Source organism: Cyanobium sp. ATX 6A2 (assembly GCF_024346355.1).
Classification (GTDB): domain Bacteria; phylum Cyanobacteriota; class Cyanobacteriia; order PCC-6307; family Cyanobiaceae; genus NIES-981.
On record NZ_JAGQCU010000005.1, the window covers coordinates 111146 to 132159 of the forward strand.

The 21014-nt window shown below is 68.1% G+C and carries 19 protein-coding genes and 2 pseudogenes; 9 read left to right on the forward strand and 12 right to left on the reverse strand.

What is annotated here, in order from left to right:
* Positions 1 to 64 precede the first annotated feature (64 nt).
* Entirely contained in the window at positions 65 to 1777 is a 1713-nt protein-coding gene (locus tag KBY96_RS06830; protein WP_254978610.1) for a CTP synthase, read from the forward strand.
* Here KBY96_RS06830 and KBY96_RS06835 read toward each other — a convergent pair.
* The 4 genes and pseudogenes from KBY96_RS06835 to KBY96_RS06845 all read right to left on the reverse strand — a co-directional run bounded on the left by KBY96_RS06835 (position 1764) and on the right by KBY96_RS06845 (position 6600).
* On the reverse strand, positions 1764 to 2927 hold the full coding sequence (locus KBY96_RS06835) for an HlyD family secretion protein (RefSeq protein WP_254978611.1): 1164 nt from the start codon (positions 2925 to 2927) through the stop codon (positions 1764 to 1766). The genes KBY96_RS06830 and KBY96_RS06835 overlap by 14 nt on opposite strands.
* A gap of 211 nt (positions 2928 to 3138) precedes the next feature.
* Positions 3139 to 3745: pseudogene (locus KBY96_RS16525) on the reverse strand (ATP-binding cassette domain-containing protein); the annotation flags it as partial.
* 54 nt (positions 3746 to 3799) lie between these two features.
* Positions 3800 to 5869, reverse strand: a pseudogene (locus tag KBY96_RS06840) (ABC transporter transmembrane domain-containing protein); the annotation flags it as partial.
* Complete coding sequence (locus KBY96_RS06845) at positions 5866 to 6600, reverse strand: peptidylprolyl isomerase (RefSeq protein WP_254978613.1); 735 nt, start codon at positions 6598 to 6600, stop codon at positions 5866 to 5868. The gene KBY96_RS06845 and the pseudogene KBY96_RS06840, both read right to left, overlap by 4 nt.
* Before the next feature lie 75 nt (positions 6601 to 6675).
* On the opposite strand from KBY96_RS06845, the gene KBY96_RS06850 reads away from it, so the two are divergent.
* The 4 genes from KBY96_RS06850 to KBY96_RS06865 are packed head-to-tail and all read left to right on the forward strand — an operon-like array spanning position 6676 to position 10305.
* Positions 6676 to 7317, forward strand: a complete 642-nt coding sequence (locus tag KBY96_RS06850; protein WP_254978614.1) for a 7-carboxy-7-deazaguanine synthase QueE — start codon at positions 6676 to 6678, stop codon at positions 7315 to 7317.
* A gap of 5 nt (positions 7318 to 7322) precedes the next feature.
* Positions 7323 to 8024, forward strand: coding sequence for a 7-cyano-7-deazaguanine synthase QueC (gene queC, locus KBY96_RS06855; protein WP_254978615.1), 702 nt, complete (start codon positions 7323 to 7325; stop codon positions 8022 to 8024).
* Positions 8021 to 9373 (forward strand): anthranilate synthase component I family protein, encoded by a 1353-nt coding sequence (locus KBY96_RS06860; RefSeq protein ID WP_254978616.1) that lies wholly within the window; start codon positions 8021 to 8023, stop codon positions 9371 to 9373. Before queC ends, KBY96_RS06860 begins: the two co-directional genes overlap by 4 nt.
* Entirely contained in the window at positions 9370 to 10305 is a 936-nt protein-coding gene (locus tag KBY96_RS06865) for an aminotransferase class IV (RefSeq protein WP_254978617.1), read from the forward strand. Before KBY96_RS06860 ends, KBY96_RS06865 begins: the two co-directional genes overlap by 4 nt.
* Here KBY96_RS06865 and urtE read toward each other — a convergent pair whose 3' ends face one another.
* The 8 genes from urtE to ureE all read right to left on the reverse strand — a co-directional run bounded on the left by urtE (position 10306) and on the right by ureE (position 17445).
* The gene (gene urtE / locus KBY96_RS06870; RefSeq protein WP_254978618.1) at positions 10306 to 11013 is read right to left on the reverse strand and encodes an urea ABC transporter ATP-binding subunit UrtE; all 708 of its coding nucleotides are present in this window, start codon (positions 11011 to 11013) and stop codon (positions 10306 to 10308) included.
* The gene (gene urtD, locus KBY96_RS06875) at positions 11013 to 11780 is read right to left on the reverse strand and encodes an urea ABC transporter ATP-binding protein UrtD (RefSeq protein ID WP_254978619.1); all 768 of its coding nucleotides are present in this window, start codon (positions 11778 to 11780) and stop codon (positions 11013 to 11015) included. Before urtD ends, urtE begins: the two co-directional genes overlap by 1 nt.
* Entirely contained in the window at positions 11777 to 12913 is a 1137-nt protein-coding gene (gene urtC / locus KBY96_RS06880) for an urea ABC transporter permease subunit UrtC (RefSeq protein WP_254978620.1), read from the reverse strand. The genes urtD and urtC overlap by 4 nt, the downstream gene beginning before the upstream one ends.
* A gap of 3 nt (positions 12914 to 12916) precedes the next feature.
* The gene (locus KBY96_RS06885; protein ID WP_254978621.1) at positions 12917 to 14071 is read right to left on the reverse strand and encodes an ABC transporter permease subunit; all 1155 of its coding nucleotides are present in this window, start codon (positions 14069 to 14071) and stop codon (positions 12917 to 12919) included.
* Positions 14072 to 14171: 100 nt separating this feature from the next.
* Positions 14172 to 15461 (reverse strand): urea ABC transporter substrate-binding protein, encoded by a 1290-nt coding sequence (gene urtA, locus KBY96_RS06890; protein WP_254978622.1) that lies wholly within the window; start codon positions 15459 to 15461, stop codon positions 14172 to 14174.
* Between the two features lie 176 nt (positions 15462 to 15637).
* Complete coding sequence (gene ureG / locus KBY96_RS06895) at positions 15638 to 16240, reverse strand: urease accessory protein UreG (RefSeq protein ID WP_254978667.1); 603 nt, start codon at positions 16238 to 16240, stop codon at positions 15638 to 15640.
* A 29-nt stretch (positions 16241 to 16269) separates the two neighbouring features.
* A complete protein-coding gene (locus KBY96_RS06900) occupies positions 16270 to 16929 on the reverse strand; it encodes an urease accessory protein UreF (protein WP_254978623.1) in 660 nt (219 codons plus the stop codon).
* A gap of 9 nt (positions 16930 to 16938) precedes the next feature.
* Complete coding sequence (ureE, locus tag KBY96_RS06905; RefSeq protein ID WP_254978624.1) at positions 16939 to 17445, reverse strand: urease accessory protein UreE; 507 nt, start codon at positions 17443 to 17445, stop codon at positions 16939 to 16941.
* On the opposite strand from ureE, the gene KBY96_RS06910 reads away from it, so the two are divergent.
* From KBY96_RS06910 to ureC, 4 genes are all read left to right on the forward strand, one after another.
* Entirely contained in the window at positions 17444 to 18451 is a 1008-nt protein-coding gene (locus KBY96_RS06910) for an urease accessory protein UreD (RefSeq protein ID WP_254978625.1), read from the forward strand. The genes ureE and KBY96_RS06910 overlap by 2 nt on opposite strands.
* Before the next feature lie 107 nt (positions 18452 to 18558).
* Positions 18559 to 18861 carry an urease subunit gamma gene (locus KBY96_RS06915; RefSeq protein WP_254978626.1) on the forward strand — a complete coding sequence of 101 codons (303 nt, stop codon included), beginning with the start codon at positions 18559 to 18561 and terminating at the stop codon, positions 18859 to 18861.
* Positions 18862 to 18881: 20 nt separating this feature from the next.
* The gene (locus KBY96_RS06920; RefSeq protein WP_254978627.1) at positions 18882 to 19199 is read left to right on the forward strand and encodes an urease subunit beta; all 318 of its coding nucleotides are present in this window, start codon (positions 18882 to 18884) and stop codon (positions 19197 to 19199) included.
* A gap of 20 nt (positions 19200 to 19219) precedes the next feature.
* Positions 19220 to 20944: an urease subunit alpha gene (ureC, locus tag KBY96_RS06925; RefSeq protein ID WP_254978628.1), complete on the forward strand. Its 1725-nt coding sequence runs from the start codon at positions 19220 to 19222 to the stop codon at positions 20942 to 20944.
* Positions 20945 to 21014: the final 70 nt, after the last annotated feature.

Here is a 21014-nt window from a genome sequence, read left to right on the forward strand (position 1 = left end):
ACCCAGCACGGCCCCCAGGCACGTCTTGTGGCCACGGGTACATTGAACAAGCAGCCGAATCTCCATGCCCAGCCCCCCCAGCCAGCGAACCGCCAAGTTCGTGTTCGTGACGGGCGGGGTGGTGTCCAGCATCGGCAAGGGAATCGTGGCCGCCAGCCTCGGCCGCCTGCTCAAGAGCCGCGGCTACAGCGTGTCGATCCTCAAGCTCGACCCCTATCTGAACGTGGACCCGGGCACCATGAGCCCCTACCAGCACGGTGAGGTGTTCGTCACCGAGGACGGCGCCGAGACCGACCTCGACCTGGGCCACTACGAGCGCTTCACCGACACGCCCCTCTCACGTTTGAACAGCGTGACCACCGGCTCGATCTACCAGGCGGTGATCAACAAGGAGCGCCGCGGCGACTACAACGGCGGCACCGTGCAGGTGATCCCCCACATCACCGGCGAGATCCGCCAGCGCATCCACCGGGTGGGCGCCAACAGCGGCGCCGAGGTGGTGATCGGCGAGATCGGCGGCACCGTGGGCGACATCGAATCGCTGCCGTTCCTCGAGGCGATCCGCGAATTCCGCGGCGATGTGGGCCGCCACGACATCGCCTACGTGCACGTGACGCTGCTGCCCTACATCGGCACCTCCGGGGAGCTCAAGACCAAACCCACCCAGCACTCGGTCAAGGAGCTGCGTTCGATCGGCATCCAGCCCGATGTGCTGGTGTGCCGCAGCGACCGACCGGTGAGCGACGACCTGCGCCGCAAGATCGGCGGCTTCTGCGGCGTGCCGGAGCGGGCCGTGATCCAGGCCCTGGATGCCGACAGCATCTACGCAGTGCCGCTGGCGCTGGAACAGGAGGGCCTCTGCCGTGAGGTGCTCGACGCCCTGCAGCTGGAGGACCGCAGCAGCGACATGGCCGGCTGGGCGGAGCTGGTGACCAAGCTGCGCCACCCCGGCCCGGCCGTGACGGTGGCCCTGGTGGGCAAATACGTGCAGCTGAACGACGCCTACCTCTCGGTGGTGGAGGCCCTGCGCCACGCCTGCCTGGAGCGCGATGCCTCCCTCGACCTGCGCTGGGTGTGCGCCGAGCAGATCGAGCAGCAGGGGGCCGAGGCCCTGCTGGCGGGCATGGACGCGGTGGTGGTGCCGGGGGGCTTCGGCAACCGGGGCGTGGACGGCAAGGTGGCGGCGATCCGCTGGGCACGGGAGCAGCGGGTGCCGTTCCTGGGTCTCTGCCTGGGCATGCAGTGCGCCGTGATCGAGTGGGCCCGCAATGTGGCCGGCCTGGCCGGCGCCACCAGCGCCGAGCTCGATCCCGCCAGCCCCGATCCGGTGATCCATCTGCTGCCGGAGCAGCAGGACGTGGTCGACCTGGGCGGCACCATGCGCCTGGGGGTCTACCCCTGCCGCCTGGCCCCCGGCAGCCTCGGCCATCAGCTCTACGGCGAGGAGGTGGTGTACGAGCGCCACCGCCACCGCTACGAGTTCAACAACGCCTACCGCCAGGCGTTCATCGATTCGGGCTACCGCATCAGCGGCAGCTCCCCCGACGGCCGCCTGGTGGAGCTGGTGGAACTCACGGACCACCCCTTCTTCACCGCCTGCCAGTACCACCCGGAATTCCTGTCGCGACCCGGCCGGCCCCACCCCCTGTTCCGGGGCCTGATCGAGGCGGCGCAGGGGCGGCACCAGGGCGCAGACGATTCCGCTGCCACCGATCCCAACTCCACCGAACCCAACTCCGCGCAGACCACGTTCAAGGAGAGCATCACAGCCGCCTGAGCGAATCGGTCTTGTCCTGGAAGCCGCCGAGCAGCAGCTGCAGGTAGCTCACCTTGCGCAGCTTGATGTTGGCGGTGAGCGACATGCCCACCTGCAGGGGCAGCTCCTGGCCCGACTTCAGCATGAACTGCTGGCTGTCGAGGGCCACGGTGGCCGGGAAGCGATAGCCGGGATTGCGCTCATCGGGGGGCAAGGCGTCGGAGCCGATGGCCTGGAGTGTGCCCGCCAGGGTGCCGAAGTCGCTGGCGCGGAAGGAATCGATGCTGATCTCCACCGGCTTGCCCACCTGCACGAAGCCGATGTCGCTGCTGTTGATCTCCACCTTGGCCTCCAGGTCGTTGAAGGGCACGATCCGCATCACCGGCTCGCTGCCCTGGGCCACGAACCCCGGCCCGGTGGGCTTGAGGTCGAACACCACCCCGTCCACCGGCGAGCGCACATCCTGATAGCGCACGTTCACCGTGGATTCGCTGAGCCGGCCGCGCAGATCCGCCAACTCGCTGTTGAGCTGGGCGATCGCCTGCTGCAGGATCGCTGTCTGGCGGTTGCGGTCCACCCGCAGCTTGTCCAGCTCGCCCTCCACCTCCTGCACCCGGTTGCGCTGCTGCAGCATCTGCAGTTCGGGCACCGCTCCATCGCGTTGCAGGCCCTCCAGGCGCCCAAGGATCTCGCCCTCCAGCTCCAGGTTGCGCTGCAGCACCAGCTGCTCGGTGTCGTTCAGGCTCAGGTAACGCTCCAGCTCCAGCTGCTTGAGACGCAGCTGCTCCAGGCGCGCGGCGATCGACTCCTGCAGCGCCCGCTGGCGATCCAGGGCGGTCTCGTTGTCGAGCCGCAGCAGCACCTGGCCCGCACTCACCCGCTCCCCCTCCTGCACCAGCATCTGATCCAGTACACCGCCCACCGGCATCTGCACGGTGCGCACCTCGCCGACCGGCTGCAACCGCCCCGGCGCCACCACCACCTCCTCGGTGCGGGCCAGCGCCAGCCAGGCCAGGGCGGCGCCGGTGGTGCCGAGCAGGGCCCAGGTGATCGTGCGCGCCAGCAGGCGCGATTGCTGCAGCGCCAGGGTTTCATGGCTGCTCTGCACCCGCCGCTCCAGGGCGTTCTGGCCGGCCTTCACCAGGGCCCCCGGTCTGCGCATCAGGGCCATCAGCCGGCCTCCTGCTGGCGGTAGAGGGCGTAGTAGCGACCGCGCCGCTCGATCAACTCATCGTGGCGGCCCACCTCGGCGATGGCACCTTCGTGCAGCATCACGATCAGATCGGCGCGGCGGATGGTGGACAGCCGGTGGGTGATGAAGAACACCGTGCAGTCGCTGAGGGTGTCGAGCAGGTTGTCGCACACGCGACGCTCGGTGTCGTAGTCGAGGGCGCTGGTGGCCTCATCCAGCACCAGCAGCCGGGGCTGGCTGAGCAGGGTGCGAGCCAGGGCCAGGCGCTGGCGCTGGCCGCCCGATAGCCCCGCGCCGCGCTCACCCACCGGGGCGCTGTAGCCACCGGGCATTTCCATGATGAAGTCGTGGGCGCAGGCCATCCGGGCGGCGGTGATGATCGCTTCGATGCCGGCATCGGGATCGGTGAGGGCGATGTTCTCGGCCACGCTGCCGGAGAACAGGAGCGGCTCCTGGGGCACGATGCCGATCTGGCGGCGCAGCGAATAGAGCTCCACCTTGTCGATGTCGCAGCCGTCGATCAGGATCCGCCCCTCGCCGGGGGCGTAGAGGCGCGAGAGCAGCTTCATCAGCGTGCTCTTGCCGCTGCCGCTCTGGCCCACCACCCCCACGAAGGTGCCCGCCGGAATGCGCAGATCGATGTGCTGCAGCACCTGGGTGGAGGTGCCGGGGAAGGCGAAGCTCACGTTCTGGAACACCACCTCCCCGGCGATCGGCGGCAGGGGAATCTTCTGGCGGTCGGCCTCGTTGCTCTCCTCCGGGGTGTCCACCACGTCGGCCAGGCGCTCGAACGACACCTTCAGCTCCTGGATGTTCTGCCAGATCGAGGAGAGCCGCAGCAGCGGCTGGGTGACATAGCCGGAGATGATCCGGAAGGCGATCAGCTGGCCCAGGGTCATCTCGGCGTTGAGCACCATCGAGGCCCCCACCCACAGCACCAGCAGCTGGGAGAGCTTCTGCAGCACCTGGGAGGTTTCCACCAGCGCCGTGCCGGTGATCGTCTTCTCGAAGCTGCGGGCGATGTAGCGGGTGTAGAGGTCCTGCCACTTCCAGCGGCTGATCATCTCCACGTTCTGGGCCTTCACCGTCTGGATGCCGGTGAGCACCTCCACCAGGTGGCTCTGGGTGCGGGCATTCTCCTGGGCGGCGGCACGGTACTGCCGGCGGAACAGGGGCGCCCCCAGCACCGTGAGCCCCACCTGGATCGGCAGCACACACAGGGCGATCAGGGTGAGCAGCCAGCTGTAGATCAGCATCACGGCGATGTAGATCACCGAGAAGGCCGTATCCAGCAGGGTGGTGAGCGCCTGGCCGGTGAGGAATTCGCGGATCTTCTCCAGCTCCGCCACCCGCGTGCCCAGCTCCCCCACCGGCCGGCGGTCGAAGTAGCTGAGCGGCAGGCGCAGCAGGTGGTCGATCACCTCGGCACCGAGGCGCAGGTCGATGCGGTTGGTGGTTTCGGTGAACAGGAAGGTGCGCAGGGCGCCGATCACCCCCTCCATCAGCGTCACCACCACCAGGGCGATGCCCAGCACCTGCAGGGTGTCGAGGCTGCGTTGGCTGATCACCTTGTCGATGATCACCTGGATCAGCAGCGGGTTGGCCAGGCTGAACAGCTGCACCACGAACGAGGCCAGCAGCACCTGCAGCAGGACGCCGCGGTAGCGCTGCAGCGCCGGCCAGAACCACTCGAAGCCGAAGCGCTGCTCGGGGGTGGTGTTGCTGCGCTCCAGCAGCAACACGTCGATGCCGTCGGGAAAGGCGGCCTCGATCTCGGCCGGCGGCAGCTCCACCCAGCCCTGGCGCGGCGAGGCCAGCACCAGGCCGCGGGCATCGGCGGCGCGCACCAGCGCCATGCCCCCCTTCCAGCTCACCAGGGCCGGCACCTGCAGCCGGGTGCCCAGCTGGGGCGGCACCCGCACGCCGCTCACGTGCAGCCCCATCATCGCGGCGATGTTGCCGCACAGCTGCAGGTCGGGGGTCTGGCCGCGGCGCAGCACATCGCGCAGGATCTTCTCGATCGCGTCGCGGCGGAAGGGCAGCTTCAGCTGGGCCGCCAGCATCTGGAAGCAGGCCAGGGTTTCCTCCAGGGCGCCGCTGCCGCGCACCAGCAGCAGTTCGGGGCGGTCGCGCTGGCCCAGATCCAGGCCACTGGCCAGGGGTCCGGCAGCGGCGGCGGGCACCAGCTGCGATCCCCCGCCATCCCCTTCCAGCACCGGCTCCAGCGGCTCCGGCGGCGCCAGCACCGCCTGCAGCGGCGCGGCCGGCAGGGCGATCAGCCGCGGCGGCAGCGGCGGCCTCGCCCTGGGCACGCCCTGGGCGGGATCAAGCGCCGTGCCCAACGGGTGATCGGCGAGGTTGTGGCTGGCGGCGAACAGCAGCTCCTCGGCCGTGAGGCTCTGCACGCCCTCGCGCGTGGGCGCCACCAGCCGGGCCTGTGGCGCCAGCTGCCGCCACAGGTTCAGCAGCGACACATCCGCCTGGGGCCGGAGCTGCAGCAGCTCGACCAGCAGGGCCAGCAGCTCGGCGCTGAACAGCTGAGCGGCGCACCAGGCGGCAAAGGCGGGCTCCTCCTGCAGCAGCGCCAGCAGCCGGCCATCGGCGATCGCCAGCGCCTCCACGTCGCCGGCCGCCGCCACCTCCTCACAGGGGGCCGCCCGCAGCAGCGACGCCAGGCCCACCCAGGCCCCCGGCCCCAGCTTCTCGGCGGTGCGCAGGGAGCCCGCGTCGCGCACCAGCAGGCGGGCCGAGCCCCGCAGCAGCAGCAGCACCTCGGAGGGGATCAGGTCGTCGTGGCAGAGGGCCTGGCCGAGGCCGTAGAGCCGCCGCTCACCGCTGGCCAGCAGGCGCGCCCGCAGTTGCGCGCTGAGCCCCTCCAGCCCGGGGAGGTCGGGGGGGGCCTGGGGGTCGAGGGCGGTCATGGCAGGGGCTGGCTGACGGCGATGGGCACGGGCTCAGGGCCCCTGGCGAGGGCCTCCAGGCGGCGACTCACCTCCTCCTCCAGCCACTCATTGAGAAGCTCCTGGGTCATGGCATCGGCGGCATCGGGCCCGAAGCCGGCAGGCAGCAGGCTCTCCAGCCGCACCAGCAGCCACCAGCTCTCGATCGCAAACGGCTCCAGCACCACCCCCGACTCCACCGCCCGCAGGCGGCCCACCAGTTCGGGGTGGCCCTGATCCAGCGGCACCGGACCCACGATGCCGCGGGTGGCACGTTCCGGACCCTCGGCGTAGCGGACCGCCAGCTCACCGAAATCAGCCTCGCCCTCGCTCACCTGCAGGAACAGCTCCCGGGCCAGCCCTGGATCCTTGGTGCGCAGCAGGCTGTACACCACCTGATCGAGGCTCTGCTTGCGAGCCAGGAAGCGCGACTCGGCCTTGGGGGCGAAGTGCTGCTGGCAGTACTTCCACACCCCCACCGGGTAGGCGATCCGGTAGTCCAGATCAGCCGGGGACAGGCAGCGGCTGCGGGCGTAGTCCTGCAGCGCCTGCTCATCGGCGAGGTCCCGCTCCTCCATGAACTGCTGGCGGGCCGCCTCGCGCTCCTCCGGCTCCAGCGCAACCGAGGCCAGCAGCTCCTCCAGCAGCTCCTGGCGCAGATAGCTGTGCAGCAGGCCGTAGCGGGCCAGGCGGGCCGGGTCCGGAGTGGGCATCGAGGCTCCTGTGCGGGCCCATTCTGGCCTGCGGCAACGGTTGAGCTGTTTAGGGTTGGGGTGCAGCCCGATCCCATGCCGGCAACCCCCACCGCCGCCATACCCTCAGCCATCCCCGTGGTGGAAACCTTCCATTCGCTCCAGGGGGAGGGGCTGCATGCCGGGCGCAGCGCCTTCTTCCTGCGCCTGGCGGGCTGTGCGGTGGGCTGCACCTGGTGCGACACCAAGCACTCCTGGCCACAGGAGGCCCATCCGCACCGCGGCCTGGAGGAGCTGGCCGCCCAGGCCAGCGCTGCCGGCGGCGCTGGCGCCTCCTTCGTGGTGGTGACCGGCGGCGAGCCCCTGCACCACAACCTCGATGGGCTCTGCGCGGCCCTCGAGGCCGTCGGATTGCCACTGCACCTGGAAACCAGTGGCGTCGACCCGCTCAGCGGCCGCTTCGACTGGATCACCCTCTCGCCCAAGCGCCACCGGCCGCCACGACCCGAACTGCTGGCCGCCTGCCACGAGCTCAAGCCGGTGGTGCATGAGCCGGCCGATCTCGCCTTCGCCGAGGCCATGGCCACCGCCGCCGCCGAGGCCGGCAACCATCCCGTGCTGCTGCTGCAGCCCGGCTGGGACAGCGCGCCGGGCCAGGAGCTGGCGATCGCCCACGTGCGCCGCCACCCCCGCTGGCGCCTGAGCCTGCAGAGCCACAAGTGGCTGGGGGTGCGCTGAGGTCGATGAGCACATCTGCGCAACCCACCGCCATCGCCCTGCTTTCGGGCGGCCTCGATTCCGCCACCGCCGCCGCCCTGGCGATCGCGGCGGGCTGGCGCGTGATCGGCCTCTCGTTCGACTACGGCCAGCGCCACCGGCGCGAGCTGGTGGCCGCCGCCGCCGTGGCCGCGGAGCTGGGGCTGGCCGAACACCACACCATCGCCGTGAACCTGGCCGCCTGGGGGGGCTCGGCCCTCACCGATCCCGGCGTCGCCCTGCCCAGCTCCGGGGTGCAGGAGGGGGTGATCCCCAGCACCTACGTGCCCGGCCGCAACACGGTGTTCATCGCCCTGGGGCTGAGCCTGGCCGAGGCCCGCGGCGCCGAGCGGCTGGTGCTGGGGGTGAACGCCGTGGACTACTCCGGCTATCCCGACTGCCGGCCCGACTACCTGGACGCCTTCCAGACCCTGGCCGACCTGGCCAGCAAGGCAGGCCGGGAGGGACGCGGTGCGCGCCTGTGGGCGCCGCTGGTGCAGTGGAGCAAAACGCGCATCGTGACCGAGGCGCTGCGGCTGGGGGTGCCGATCGCCGCCACCTGGAGCTGCTACAGCGGCGGCGAGGTTCCCTGCGGCGTGTGCGACAGCTGCCGCATCCGCGATGCCGCCCTGATCGAAGCGGGCCGGCCCGATCTGGCCAGCCCGGCGGCCGGCGCCCCGTTGCCATGAGCCCTCTGCTGCGGCGGGAGCTCCCCTGGTGCCAGCCCGAAGCCCTGCTGCAGCGGCTGCTGCCGCAGCTGGAGCGGCCGGCTCTGGTGTGGCTCGACGGCGACGGCTCGGCGCTGGGACGGCGCAGCGTGCTGGCCCTCGAGCCGCTGGAGGAGCGGGTGTGCCGGGGCCTGCCGGGGGATGCCGGCGCCGAGGATCCCTTCGCCGTGCTGGCGCAGCTGGAGGCGAGCGGCCGGCCCTGGCTGGGCTGGCTGGCCTACGAGGCCGGCGCCTGGCTGGAGCCGGCCCGCCACTGGCAGCGGCCGGCGATGGCGGTGCTGTGGGCGATCCAGGCCGACCCGCTGCTGATCGCCGACCACCAGCACCGGCAGCTGTGGCTGGAGGGCCACGACCCCCAGCGGCTGGAGGCGCTGGCCGAGCGGCTGGAGCACGCCGCGGCGGAGGCCCTGGCGGAGAGCGGCGGCGCCGAAGCGCTGGTGCTGCCCCTGGAGGGCTGGCACTGGCACACCAGCCGTGCGGGCTTCGCCGCCCAGGTGCGGGCGGTGCGGCAGCACATCGCCGCCGGGGATCTGTTCCAGGCCAACCTCACCGCCTGCTGCGAGCAGGAGCTGGCCGAGCCCCCCACGGCCGCCACGCTGCTGGAGCTCTACGGCCGCCTGCGGCGGCACTGCCCTGCGCCCTTCGCCGGCCTGGCCATCGGCGGGCCGGCGGCGGCGGGGGAAGCGGTGCTGTCGGCCTCACCGGAGCGCTTCCTGCACCTCCTCGCCGATCGAGAGGTGGAAACCCGCCCGATCAAGGGCACCCGCCCCCGCCACACCGATGCCGCCGCCGATGCCGATGCGGCCGCCGAGCTGATCACCAGCCCCAAGGACCGGGCCGAGAACGTGATGATCGTGGACCTGCTGCGCAACGACCTGGGCCGGGTTTGCAGGCCTGGCTCAATCCAGGTGCCCCAGCTGGTGGGGCTGGAGAGCTACCGCCAGGTGCACCACCTCACCTCGGTGGTGCGGGGCCGGCTGCGGCCCGGCCTGGGGGCGGCGGATCTGCTGCGCGCCTGCTGGCCGGGGGGATCGATCACCGGGGCCCCCAAGATCCGCGCCTGCCAGCGCCTGGGGGAACTGGAGCCGGTGGCCCGCGGCCCCTACTGCGGCTCCCTGTTCCACCTCGATGGCGCCGGCGGCTTCGACAGCAACATCCTGATCCGTTCCCTGTTCGTGGCTGGCCGAACGCTGCGGGCCCATGCCGGCTGCGGCATCGTGGCCGATTCCGATCCCCAGGCCGAGGCCGAGGAACTGGGCTGGAAGCTGGAACCGCTGCTGGCTGCCCTCGGCGGCAAGCCTCAACCATGACCGGATCGCCAGTCAGTCCGACGCCACCAGCCAGCACCGCCCCTGGAGAGTCTCCCGGAGCCGCCCTGGCCTGGATCGATGCCCCGAGGCCAGAGGGCCGCTGGGGCCGCCCCGACGCCCTGGCACTGCCGCTCAGCGACCGGGCCCTGCTGCTGGCCGACGGGATCTTCGAAACCGTGCTGGTGCTGGATGGCCGCCCCCGGCTGCTGGCCGAGCACCTGGCCCGCTGGCACGCCGCTGCCGCCCTGCTGGCCATGGATCCGCCACCGGATCCGGCCCGGGTGGAGGCCCTGATCCAGGAGGCCATCCTGCGCAGCGGCATCACCACCGGCGCCCTGCGCCTCAACTGGAGCCGCGGCAGCCCGACAGCCGCCAGCAGCCGCGGCATCGCCATCCCGGAGCATTGCCGGCACCGCTTCTGGCTGCAGCTCACGCCAGCGGCGCCCTCTTTTGCTCCACTCACCGCGCTGGTGAGTGCCACGGAACGGCGGGACCCCTTGAGCCTGCTGAACCGATGCAAGACCTTCGCCTACGGCAACGCCATCCAGGCCCGCCGTCTGGCCGCCGCCGCTGGCGCCGACGATGCACTGCTCATGAGCACCGGCGGCGAGCTCTGCTGCGCCACCACCGCCAACCTGCTGCTGCGCCGCGGCGACCACTGGTTCACCCCTCCCCTGGCCAGCGGCTGTCTGCCCGGGGTGATGCGGGCACGGGCCCTGGGCCTGAGCCTGGCTGAGGAGGCAGCTCTGCACCCAGCCGACCTGCCGACCTGCCGCGGGGCACTGCTGCTCAACAGCCTCGGCTGCCGGCCCATCCACCAGCTCCGCAGCCCGGCTGGGCACCAGACGCTCGCCTGGCCCCAGCAAGGGGAGGCGGGCTGGGCCTCGGCCCTGGCAGGAGAGGCAGCCAGGCTCTGGCAGCGGCTGCTCTGATCAGACGCTGAGGAAGCGATCCACCACGTCCTGGCTGAGGTCGGCGGTAGGGCCACTGGCCACAATCCCACCCCGCTGCATGGCGTAGTAGCGGTCGGCCTGGCGCACGAAGTTGAGATGCTGCTCCACCAGCAGCACGCCGATGCCGGTCTCGGCGATGATGCGGCGCACAGCCCGTTCGATGTCCTGCACGATGTTGGGCTGGATGCCCTCGGTGGGTTCATCGAGCAGCAGCAGCGATGGCTGTCCCAGCAGGGCCCTGGCGATCGCCAGCTGCTGCTGCTGGCCGCCGCTGAGGTCCCCGCCCTTGCGGGGCAGGAACTCGCGGAGGATCGGGAACAGCTCGTAGACGATCGGATCGATCTGACGGTGGCGTCCCAGCCCGCCGGGGCGGGCCTCAAGGCCGAGCAGGAGGTTTTCCTCCACCGTGAGCTGGGGGATGATCTCCCGCCCCTGGGGTACGTAGCCGACACCGGCCCTGGCCCTCTGGTGCGGAGCCAGCCGATCCATGGGCTTGCCCTCCAGCAACACCGTGCCGCTGCGGGGCCGCAGCAGGCCGATCAGCGATTTCAGCAGGGTGGTCTTACCCACCCCGTTGCGCCCGATCAGACAGACCATCTCACCGGCATTCACCGTGAGATCCACATCACGCAGGATGTGGCTCTCCCCGTAGTAGGTGTTCACCCCATGAATCTCGAGCAGGGTCATCACTGCTGCTCCTCAAGTTGGTGATCATCTGACCCACCGAGATACACCTCGATCACCCGCTCGTCGCGCTGAATGTCATCCATCAATCCTTCACAAAGCACATGTCCCTGGTGGAGGACGGTGACCTGCGTATCGAGCCGGCGGATGAACTCCATATCATGCTCAATCACCACTACGGTGTGATCACCAGCCAGTGACTTGAGCAGATCAGCGGTGAGGTCAGTTTCCTCGTCGGTGAGACCAGCCACCGGCTCATCCACCAGCAGCAGGTCGGGATCCTGACCAACCAGCATGGCAATTTCAAGCCACTGTTTCTGCCCGTGGGAAAGGGATCCAGCCGGTTGATCAGCTCGTGGATGGAGGGCCACAACCTCCATCAGCTGGTCGACGCGCTCGCGCCGCTCGCGCGACAGCCCGCTGGTGAGCAAGCTCCAGGGATTCTTGGGACGGCTCACCGCCAGGGCAAGGTTGTCACGGACCGTGAGCTGTTGAAACACGCGGGGACTCTGAAACTTGCGACCAATTCCCAGGCGAGCAATGCTGAATTCCTGGTAGCGCAACAAGGAGCGCCCCTTGAACACCACATCCCCGGAGGTGGGCTTGATCTTGCCGGTGATCACATCAAGAAAGGTTGTTTTACCAGCGCCATTCGGTCCAATCACGGCCCTTAATTCACCCGGCTGCAGGCTGAGGTTGAGATCGCGAAGGGCCAGGAATCCATCAAAACTGATGGTGATCTGGCGCAGTTCAAGCAGGGGGGCGGTCATAGCTTGATCTCCTCCTGGCCATCGAGCTCGAGACTGGGATAGGTGGCGAGCGGCCTGGCCAATCCGCAGCGCACCAGGAGATTACGGAATTCTTCGGCAAAAAACCAGCCAAGCACACCTTGTGGAAGGGCAGTAACCACCAGTATGAAGAGGGCACCCTGAATAAAAAGCCAGCTCTGAGGCAGGGCCTCACTCACAAGACTCTTGCCGTAGTTGATGACCACAGCACCAAGAATGGCGCCCAGCAGGGTGCCACGACCACCCACGGCCACCCAGATCACCATCTCAATCGAAAATGGCACCGACATGTACTGAGGGGTGACAATCCCCGACTGAACCGTAAACAAGGCGCCCGAGATCCCAGCAAGAGCTCCGGCGATTGAGAACACAATCGTCTTGAACATGACTGGGTTGAAGCCGGTGAAGCGGATGCGAGGTTCATCATCACGAATGGCGATCAACACATCACCGAACCGATCGCGAACCACCCATCGAACAAAGAACCAGCTTAAAATCACCAGAACTCCAGTGATCCAGAAGAGAGCCCGCTGCATCGACTCAGAACCAACCAACTGGCCAAACAGAACCGTGGTATCGGTGGGCAGGCCATTGGTGCCATTGATTAACTTCTGCTGACCATTAAAAAAGTTAAAGAATACCAGCAGTGCAGCTTGGGTGAGAATCGAAAAATAAACCCCCTTGATGCGGTTGCGGAACACCAGATAACCCAGCACAGCAGCCACTAGGGCTGGCACCAGCCAGAGGGCGATCAGGGTGAAGACGGGTGAACGAAAGGGCTCCCAGAAAAACGGGAGGGACGACACGCCATAGAGCCGGAAAAACTCAGGCAGCATGCCGGCCGCTGCCGATGTGTTCAGCTGCAGGAACATGGCAACGGCGTAGCCACCAAGGGCGAAGAAAACGCCCTGGCCAAGGCTGAGAATGCCGGTGAACCCCCAGATCAGATCAATGCCGAGCGCTGCGATGGCCAGCGACAGGAAACGGCCCAGGAGATTGAGGCGGAAGACTGGCAAGACTGCCGGGGCAGCAATCAGAGCTGCCAGGATCACAGTCCAGATCGCAACGCGAACCCATCGCGATGGTTGGGGGAGAAGGGTGGAGGAAGCAACCATGGATCAGGCCTCCACCAGGCGTCCCTTCTGGGGGAACAAACCGGCAGGACGGAACTGGAGAAAGACCACAATCAACGAAAAGATCAACACCTGAGCCATGCTGGTGGTAGCAAAGAAGTCGACGACCGTTGCCATTGATGAAGGCATTCCAGGCCAAGCCGTCAACAATCGACCGGCGCCGATCAGATCAGTCATCACGCCGATCACCAATGAGGCGATCACCGTGCCCAACAGGTTGCCCACACCACCGAGCACCACCACCATGAAACAGCCCACGATGTAGGAGGTGCCGACGTTGGGACCCACCGAGCCCAACAGTGACACCGCCACTCCTGCCACCCCAGCCAGGCCGGAACCGACGCCGAAGGTGAGCACATCCACGGTTTCCGTGGGGATGCCCAGGCAATCGCTCATCGGGCGATTCTGGGTGACCGCTCGAATGCGCATCCCCCACACGCTGCGAGCCAGAAACCAGGCGATTCCCAGCACCGCGACCACAGTGATGGCGATGATCACCAGACGGGGCACGGGCATCGTGAGCCCCGCCAGATCCAGGCTGCCCCGCATCCAGGCAGGGGCGGTGACGTCGACATTGCGAGGATTGGCACGGGAGAGAGAACTCACGAGCGAGCCCAGACCCGCCGCTGCCAACACGCCCATCAGAGCGGCGCCAGCCCAGATGCCAGCGCTGGTGAACCGGCCTCGAGGTCCGGCCATCAACTCGGATGGCAGCAACGCGGGGGCCAGCAGACCCACGAACAGCGCCAGTACCAGGCCAGTAGCCGAAGCCAGGGGGACACTGCGAACGAACTGCTGCAGGATCAGGCTCACACCCCAGGTGGCCAGAAGTGTTTCCAGGGGGTTGCCATAGAGCCGACGAATCACCGTGCGCTCCAACAGCACCCCCACCACCCCGCTCACAAGGAAGGCAGCCGGGAGGGCAACCAACACGTAGGCGTCGAAGAAGGGCTGGAAAAGTGGCAAACGGAAAATCAATTGCACCACATAGGTGGTGTAGGCCCCCAGCATAATCAATTCGCCATGGGCGAGATTGATCACACCCATCAGACCAAAGACAATGGCAAGACCCAGAGCTGCGATCAACAGCACGGAGCCGATTGCGATGCCATTAAACAGACTTTCAACAAGTAGCTGCACAGCCCACAATGTGAAGATCTAAAAAAAGAGAGGAAGCCCTGAAGCCTCCTCTCCAGAGTCAGCCCTAGAGGGAGATCGGGTTCAAGACCAAATCATCACCTCAAAGCCTGAATCGCTCACCTTTGCTAGGATCCGACCAATCGCAGGCATATCCTTTGGAGGAGGGTTCGAACTGGTTCCAGGCCTGGGGATCGATTGGGCCGTCACTCTCTTCGATGATTTTGAACTGACCATCTGCTGTGATCTCGCCAATCCGCACAGTCTGGGAAATATGGTGGTTCGGACGCACCTCAATCGGACCTTGCGGCGCATCAAACTTGATGCCAATGAGGGCTGCCCGCACTGCTGCATTATCGAACGTGCCAGCCTTCTCGACACCCTTCTTCCACAGATAAACCATGTTGTATGCCGACTCTTGGGGGTCCGCTACAACACGATCGTCACCATATTTTTTCTTGAAGTTCTCCGCAAACGTTTTCGATGCGGGCGTGTCGATCGACATCATGTAGTTCCAGGCGCCATAGTGACCCTCAAGGAACTCAGGGCCAATCTGACCGATTTCCTCCTCTGCAATCGAATAGCTCATCACGTAGTAGTCATTAGCAGGCGTGATGCCAGCGTCCTGAATCTGCTTGAAGAAGGCAACGTTCTGATCACCATTCAAGGTGTTGATGATCACGCCGCCATCAGGAAGAGCCGTGCGGATCTTGGCGATGATGGGAGCAACCTCAGTGTTGCCGAGGGGCAGATAATCTTCGCCCACAACTTCGCCACCAAGAGACTTCAGCTGTTCCTTGGTAATTGTGTTGGACGTGCGGGGGAACACATAATCTGAGCCCACCAGATAGAATGGCTTCCCTGCCGCCGGTGACTCCTTGAACATGAAGGCGGTAGCCGGCTCAGACTGCTGGTTCGGAGTGGCACCTGTATACATGATATTGCGAGAACACTCCTGACCCTCATACTGAATCGGGTAATACAGGAAGGCATCTTTCGACTCAAACACCGGCAGCATCGCCTTGCGGCTTGCCGAGGTCCAGCCGCCGAAGACCACAGGGACTTCGTCCTGGTCGATCAGCTTGGCTGCTTTTTCAGCGAAGGTCGGCCAGTCGGAGGCGCCGTCTTCAACAATGTATTCAATCTTGTATTTCTTACCATCAACTTCCACACCACCGGCAGCATTGATCTCGTCAATGGCCATTTTCTGGGTATCCACCAAGGTGGATTCCGAAATCGCCATGGTGCCGGTGAGGGAATGCAGGATCCCCACCTTGACGGTATCGTCGAAATCACCGGCGGCCTGATCACCGGGGCCACAGGCAGCCAGGGAAAAGGCAACCACGGAAAAGGCAGCGCCAGCAGCAATGCGGCGAATCTTGATAGAAGGCATCATTCAGATCAATCTGAGATTGAGCTCAGTGAAAGCAGCGACAGGAAGCCAGTCGTGACGCTGAAGGCAAAGTCAAGGTAAAGAAGGCCCGCCGCCCCACTTGTAACAAGCGTCACCAAAAGCCAGGTCGCCTTCGCAAAGCCGCGAACAAACCACAAAATCAACCGGTTTAACGCTCAATTTGGTAGCTGTTGCAGCAGAAAGGCCGTCACCTGATCCACGCCTTCGCCGCTGCGAATATTGGTGAAACACCAGGGGCGGCCACCGCGCATGCGCTCGGTGTCGCGCTCCATCACCTCCAGGCTCGCCCCCACCATGGGTGCCAGGTCGATCTTGTTGATCACCAGCAGGTCGGAGCGGGTGATGCCGGGTCCGCCCTTGCGGGGGATCTTGTCGCCGGCGGCCACATCGATCACGTAGATGCAGAGGTCCACCAGCTCGGGGCTGAAACTGGCGGCCAGGTTGTCGCCGCCGCTCTCCACCAGCACCAGATCGAGATCGGGAAACGCCTGCTCCAGCTCCGCCACGGCGGCCCGGTTGATCGAGCAGTCCTCTCGGATGGCGGTGTGGGGACAGCCGCCGGTTTCCACGCCGCGGATGCGCTCGGGCTCCAGGGCGCCGGCGCGGGTGAGGAACTGGGCGTCTTCCTGGGTATAGATGTCGTTGGTCACCACCCCCAGCTGCAGCCGATCCCGCAGCCGCCGGCACAGGGCCTCCACCAGAGCCGTCTTGCCGGAGCCCACCGGCCCGGCCACGCCCACCCGCAGCTTGCTCATCAGCCCTGTCTCCCCATCGGCGAGCCCTCGCTCTAGCTGCGAAACAGCCTGGAATAGAGCTCAGCATGGCGGAGCTGGGCCAGGCCGGCCCCCACGCCGGCATTCCATGGCGCAGGGTCCACACCGGAAGCCAGCAGGGCCTCCGCCCGTTCGACGATCACAGGGGCCAGGCCCAGCTGCAACCGCTGGGCCTCGGTGGGGCCGAGGGGCACCAGCCGCACCGCCGCACTGAGCTGGTTGGCCGTCCAGCCGTGCAGGTAGGCCTCGAGCAGCGGCAGTGGCGCCAGCTCCAGGCACAGGCCAGCCCAGGCCCAGGCGCCGGTGAAGCCCAGGGGCAGGGGCCGCGGCAGGGGCCAGCCCAGATCGGCCAGCAGCTGCAGCAGCGATTGCCCCATCTGGCGTTGCTGGGCCCGCAGTTCGGCAGCCTCCCGCTGGGCCAGCAGCCAGCCGTCGCGGTCGCCGGCAGCATCCCAGTCGCCGCGGGCGAGGGCCTCCATCAGCGCCGGCAGGGCGGCCGCCTCCACCGCCACCAGCCCCCGGCGCAGCTCCGCCTCCAGCCAGGCCCGCACAGCGGGGGCCGCGCTGAGCCGGCCGGCCTGCACCAGCACCTCCAGGCCCTCGGAGTACGAGAAGGCCCCCACCGGCAGAGCCGGACTCACCAGCTGAAACAGGCGCAACAGCTCCAGGCCCATCGCCTCCCCTCAGGCCTCCCCTGTTCCGGAATCATGGCTGTGGCTGTGGGGATGGCTGTGGCTGGGTCCCCGGCCGTAGGCCCCGGCCTCGGGTAGAAACGGCGCCGTCAGGCGATCCACCTGGAGGCCGCGATGCTCCAGCAGATGGGCCAGCACCGGATCCTCCAGCAGGCGCAGCTCAGCGCTGTGGATCTGCAGCGCCACGTGGCGGTTGCCGAGGTGATAGGCCGCCTGCAGCAGGGCCAGCTGATCACCCGCGCGCACCCGCAACAGGGGCTCGGCAGCCGCCTGAACCTGCAGCCAGGGCGCCTGCGGATCGTCGCTGCACAACCACTGACCCGGCTGCAGGGCCTCGCCACGGGGCAACTGCAGCAGCACCTCCTCCCCACCGGCGCAGCGGCGGCGGCCCCGGCAGCGGCAGCGCTCCTCGGCCGTGAGCGGCAGCTGCCAGCAGGTGGCCAGCGCCGGCGGCGGCCCGGCGTGGTGGCGGCGGAAAACCGGAGGAGTGATGGCCATGCCCAACCTGTGGCGCGCCCTGCGCTGCCGATCCCAGCACGGGCCGCCGCCGCTCTGCCAGGGTCGGGCCATGGATCAGTCCCCATCCCAGGCTCTGCCAACGGCCGAGGCACCCGCCGGCTGGCAGGCCCGGGCCTGGCTGCGGCTGGAGGCAGAGCCCGGCCGCTACCGCTGCGGAGCCACGGCGCCCCTGAAGTGGCAGCGGGCCTACGGCGGCCCCGACCGGCGCCTGCAGCTGCCCCTGCTGCACACGGCCGGAGGGCTGGTGGGCGGCGACCAGCTCGACCTGGAGCTGGAGGCCCGCGCGGGCAGCCGCGGCCTGCTCACCACCGTGGCCGCCCAGAAGGTGTACGGCTCCGTGGGCCGCTTCCGCCGGCTGCAGGCCAGCCCCCGATGGGTCCGCCAACAGCTCACCATGCAGCTGGGGGAGGGGGCAGACCTGGAGTGGCTGCCCCAGGAACTGGTGGTGTATGCCGACGGGCTGTTCGAGCAGCACTGCCGTGTGCAGCTGGCGGCGGGGGCCAGCTGGCTGGGGGCGGAGGTGGTGCGCCTCGGCCGCAGTGCCGCCGGCGAGGGGTTGGGGGCGGGCTGCTGGCGCTCCAGCCTGGAGATCCTGCGCCCGGATGCGGCAGGGGCACGGCGCTGGGAGCTGGTGGATCGCCTCAGCCTGGAGGGCGAGGCCCTGGCCAGCCCCCACGGCATGGACGGCCAGCCGGTGCTGGGCTCCCTGGTGTGGGCCGCCCCGGACGGGCTGCCCGGCCAGCTGCTGGCGCAACTGGCCGGCGAGGCCCGGGCCGCCCGCCAGGGACTGGCGGGGGACATGGCGGTGGGCTGCCTGGGCCAGGGCCTGATCGCCCGTTACCGCGGCGCCTCGTCCCAGGCCGCCCGCTACTGGTTCACGCGGCTGTGGGCCCTCACCCGCCGCTGCCGAGGGCTGCAATCGCCCCAGCTGCCTCGGGTGTGGCCCTTTCAGGAAGACCCATGGCTGGCTGAAGGTTCGGCCTGAACCGGCTGTAGCCGGCGGGGCTGGCAGGGTGCTGTGGTTCCGGTTTCATGTCAGCCTGCGGTCACTGGCCTGCAGGCCCCCGATCCCCCGGGCGGATCACTTCCAGGATGCATCTCTCCCCCCAGGAAAAGGACAAGCTGCTGATCGTCACCGCCGCCCTGCTGGCGGAGCGGCGCCTGAACCGCGGCCTCAGGCTCAACCACCCCGAGGCGGTGGCCTGGCTCAGCTTCCTGGTGCTCGAAGGGGCCCGCGACGGCAAGACCGTGGCCCAGCTGATGGAGGAGGGCAGCGGCTGGCTGAGCCGCGAGCAGGTGATGGAGGGGGTGCCTGAGCTGGTGAGCGAGGTTCAGATCGAGGCCGTGTTCCCCGACGGCACCAAGCTGGTGACCCTGCACGACCCGATCCGCTGAATCCCCCTGCCCGCAAGCCCATGGCCCCTCTGATTCCCGGCGAATTGATGCCCGAACCGGGCGAGATCGAGCTCAACGCCGGCCGCCCGGTGACCACGGTGCAGGTGGCCAATACCGGCGACCGTCCCGTGCAGGTGGGGTCGCACTTCCACTTCCACGAGGCCAACGGCGCCCTGCAGTTCGACCGCGAGGCCGCCCGCGGGCTGCGGCTCGACATCCCCGCCGGCACGGCGATCCGCTTCGAGCCCGGCGACAGCCGCAGCGTGAACCTGGTGCCCTTCGCCGGCGACCGCCGGGTGGTGGGCTTCAACGGCCTGGTGAACGGCCCCCTCGATTAATCCGCTCAGCGAGACAGCCCATGCCCTACCGCATCTCCCGCCGCGCCTACGCCGAGACCTACGGCCCCACCACCGGCGACAGGCTGCGGCTGGCCGACACCGAGCTGATCCTGGAGGTGGAGAAGGATTTCACCGTCTACGGCGATGAGGTGAAGTTCGGCGGCGGCAAGGTGATCCGCGACGGCATGGGCCAGGCCCAGACACCCCGCGCCGCAGGGGCGGTGGACACGGTGATCACCAACGCCCTGATCCTGGATTGGTGGGGGATCGTGAAGGCCGACATCGGCCTGCGCGACGGCCGCATCTGCGCCATCGGCAAGGCCGGCAACCCCGACACCCAGGCGGGCGTGACGATCGTGGTGGGCCCCGGCACCGAAGCGATCGCCGGCGAGGGCCACATCCTCACCGCCGGCTCGATCGACACCCACATCCACTTCATCTGCCCCCAGCAGATCGAAACGGCCCTGGCCAGCGGCGTGACCACCCTGCTGGGGGGCGGCACCGGCCCGGCCACCGGCACCAATGCCACCACCTGCACCCCCGGCGCCTTCCACCTGGCCCGCATGCTCCAGGCCGCCGAGGGGCTGCCGGTGAACCTCGGCTTCTACGGCAAGGGCAACGCCTCCACCCCCGAGGCGATCGAGGAGCAGGTGCGCGCGGGTGCCTGCGGCCTCAAGCTGCACGAAGACTGGGGCACCACGCCGGCGGCGATCGACTGCTGCCTCACGGTGGCCGACCACCTGGATGTGCAGGTGTGCATCCACACCGACACCCTCAATGAAGCGGGCTTCGTGGAGGACACGATCCGCGCCATCGGCGGCCGCACGATCCACACCTTCCACACCGAGGGGGCCGGCGGCGGCCACGCCCCCGACATCATCAAGATCTGCGGCGAGGCCAACGTGCTGCCCAGCAGCACCAACCCCACCAGGCCCTACACCCGCAACACGCTTGAGGAGCACCTCGACATGCTGATGGTGTGCCACCACCTGGATCCCAGGATCCCGGAGGACGTGGCCTTCGCCGAATCGCGCATCCGCCGCGAAACGATCGCCGCCGAGGACATCCTGCACGACCTGGGCGCCTTCTCGATCATCGCCAGCGACTCCCAGGCCATGGGCAGGGTGGGCGAGGTGATCACCCGCACCTTCCAGACCGCCCACAAGATGAAGGTGCAGCGCGGGCCCCTGCCCGAAGACGCCGCGACGGGCGGTGGGCGCAACGACAACACCCGCCTCAAGCGCTACATCGCCAAGACCACCATCAACCCGGCGATCGCCCACGGGCTCGATTCCCAGATCGGCTCGGTGGAGGTGGGCAAGCTGGCCGATCTGGTGCTGTGGAAGCCGGGCTTCTTCGGGGTGAAGCCGGAGCTGGTGATCAAGGGCGGCTCGATCGTGTGGGCCCAGATGGGCGATGCCAACGCCTCGATCCCCACCCCCGGTCCGGTGCACGGGCGGCCCATGTTCGCGGCCTTTGGGGCCGCCCTGGCCCCCAGCTGCCTCACCTTTGTAAGCCAGGCTGCCCTCGATGCCGACCTCCCCCGCCAGCTGGGCCTGAAGCGGCCCTGCGTGCCGGTGGTCAACACCCGCGGCGGCATCGGCAAGGCGGCGATGAAGAACAACGACGCCCTGCCCAGCATTGAAGTGGACCCTCAGACCTACGAGGTGTTTGCCGATGGGGAGCTGCTCACCTGCGAGCCCGCCGAGGTGCTGCCGATGGCCCAGCGCTATTTCCTGCTGTGAGGGGGATGGGGGTTTCGTAACAACCCACACCAGAGAGGCCCCACCTGCTCTCGGATGATCCGAAGGTGCA

What these genes read in the sequence shown, in the direction of transcription:
- KBY96_RS06835 (WP_254978611.1), bottom strand. Translation starts at nt 2,927, where the DNA reads ATGGCCCTGATGCGCAGACCGGGGGCCCTGGTGAAGGCCGGCCAGAAC.
- KBY96_RS06845 (WP_254978613.1), bottom strand. Translation starts at nt 6,600, where the DNA reads ATGCCCACTCCGGACCCGGCCCGCCTGGCCCGCTACGGCCTGCTGCAC.
- urtC (WP_254978620.1), bottom strand. Translation starts at nt 12,913, where the DNA reads ATGGTTGCTTCCTCCACCCTTCTCCCCCAACCATCGCGATGGGTTCGC.
- KBY96_RS06860 (WP_254978616.1), top strand. Translation starts at nt 8,021, where the DNA reads ATGAGCCCTCTGCTGCGGCGGGAGCTCCCCTGGTGCCAGCCCGAAGCC.
- KBY96_RS06920 (WP_254978627.1), top strand. Translation starts at nt 18,882, where the DNA reads ATGGCCCCTCTGATTCCCGGCGAATTGATGCCCGAACCGGGCGAGATC.
- urtA (WP_254978622.1), bottom strand. Translation starts at nt 15,461, where the DNA reads ATGCCTTCTATCAAGATTCGCCGCATTGCTGCTGGCGCTGCCTTTTCC.
- KBY96_RS06865 (WP_254978617.1), top strand. Translation starts at nt 9,370, where the DNA reads ATGACCGGATCGCCAGTCAGTCCGACGCCACCAGCCAGCACCGCCCCT.
- KBY96_RS06910 (WP_254978625.1), top strand. Translation starts at nt 17,444, where the DNA reads ATGCCCAACCTGTGGCGCGCCCTGCGCTGCCGATCCCAGCACGGGCCG.
- ureC (WP_254978628.1), top strand. Translation starts at nt 19,220, where the DNA reads ATGCCCTACCGCATCTCCCGCCGCGCCTACGCCGAGACCTACGGCCCC.
- queC (WP_254978615.1), top strand. Translation starts at nt 7,323, where the DNA reads ATGAGCACATCTGCGCAACCCACCGCCATCGCCCTGCTTTCGGGCGGC.
- KBY96_RS06850 (WP_254978614.1), top strand. Translation starts at nt 6,676, where the DNA reads ATGCCGGCAACCCCCACCGCCGCCATACCCTCAGCCATCCCCGTGGTG.
- urtE (WP_254978618.1), bottom strand. Translation starts at nt 11,013, where the DNA reads ATGACCCTGCTCGAGATTCATGGGGTGAACACCTACTACGGGGAGAGC.
- KBY96_RS06915 (WP_254978626.1), top strand. Translation starts at nt 18,559, where the DNA reads ATGCATCTCTCCCCCCAGGAAAAGGACAAGCTGCTGATCGTCACCGCC.
- KBY96_RS06830 (WP_254978610.1), top strand. Translation starts at nt 65, where the DNA reads ATGCCCAGCCCCCCCAGCCAGCGAACCGCCAAGTTCGTGTTCGTGACG.
- urtD (WP_254978619.1), bottom strand. Translation starts at nt 11,780, where the DNA reads ATGACCGCCCCCCTGCTTGAACTGCGCCAGATCACCATCAGTTTTGAT.
- KBY96_RS06900 (WP_254978623.1), bottom strand. Translation starts at nt 16,929, where the DNA reads ATGGGCCTGGAGCTGTTGCGCCTGTTTCAGCTGGTGAGTCCGGCTCTG.
- ureE (WP_254978624.1), bottom strand. Translation starts at nt 17,445, where the DNA reads ATGGCCATCACTCCTCCGGTTTTCCGCCGCCACCACGCCGGGCCGCCG.